Origin of the sequence: Xanthomarina arctica (assembly GCF_014638915.1) — a bacterium.
Classification (GTDB): domain Bacteria; phylum Bacteroidota; class Bacteroidia; order Flavobacteriales; family Flavobacteriaceae; genus Xanthomarina; species Xanthomarina arctica.
Map to the genome: position 1 here is coordinate 1 of NZ_BMFQ01000015.1, position 1107 is coordinate 1107.

Here is a 1107-nt window from a genome sequence, read left to right on the forward strand (position 1 = left end):
CGAGATCTATAGTCTCTGCGTATATATTAACCTTATTCCTCTCTTTTGTGCTTTCTAATTTATATGCCTTAATTTAGTGTTTTTATTAAAATGCTAACTTAAGCCGTATATAAAAAATGCGTAGTTTAGTGCTAAATCAAAGGAAAGTGCGTACTTGCTTTCATCCGATTTTCGTTCCGAAAATCCTCTGACACAAGCACGCACTTTTCATATACAAAACCGTTGTGCTTCATTATCAGAAACCGCTAACCAATGATAAAATTCTTTAGAAAAATTAGACAAAATTTACTTTCAGAAGGAAAAACTGGAAAGTATCTTAAATACGCTGTTGGCGAAATCATACTTGTTGTTATTGGCATTCTGATTGCTATTGCAATAAATAATTGGAATGAAAATCGAAAAGATAGAAAAACTGAAAATCAAGTTCTTCAAAGCGTGTTGGTGGATTTATTATCTAATGAAGAAATATTAAAGAAGGCTGAATTAAAAATTGATAGACAAATAAATGAAACAAAACTCTTTTTAGAACTTATGAGAGATGAACCAATTGATTCTTCATTCCATAAAGTTAAAAAACTTATCGCTTTTAGTTCTGAAGTAGAAGATGTGCAACTGAATTTGTCAGGAATTGAAATTATAATTAGTAATAAAATAGGGTTGATAAAAAATGATTCTATAAAAAGAGAAATAGTTCAATACCCAGTTTTTTTTGAGGGATATAAAGAACAAGAAAACCTTATGAGGGAATTAAAAAATAATAGAATTCGACCGAAAATTAAAGATTATATATCGTTAGAGAATATTGCAACTAGTTCAAACAATTTCTCAAGTAATGTTAGAGGATTGCTCTCTGATAGAACTCTAGCCAATGATTTTACAGACCGAAAATGGGAATCTTTTGAATGGCGAGAAGACTTTATACAATTACGGAAACACGGACAAGATTTAATTGAAATGATTGAAAAAGAATTGAATCGGAAATGAAATAACGAAAGCACAACAAAGTACTGTGCTAAAAAACAAGTAAAATTCTATTATTTTTTTACTAAAGTACTTCTGTAAGTTTCGTCAAATATTAGTCCTGATTTAGCAATGGCAAAAGCCTGT

1 protein-coding gene is annotated in these 1107 nt (G+C 29.7%); it reads left to right on the plus strand.

Annotated features, from left to right (window positions below; translation table 11 throughout):
• Positions 1-252 precede the first annotated feature (252 nt).
• A complete protein-coding gene (locus IEV77_RS17350; protein WP_188467178.1) occupies positions 253-984 on the plus strand; it encodes a DUF6090 family protein in 732 nt (243 codons plus the stop codon).
• Positions 985-1107: the final 123 nt, after the last annotated feature.

Excerpts from the sequence above, each read along its gene's own strand:
- IEV77_RS17350 (WP_188467178.1), top strand. The coding sequence starts at position 253 with ATGATAAAATTCTTTAGAAAAATTAGACAAAATTTACTTTCAGAAGGA.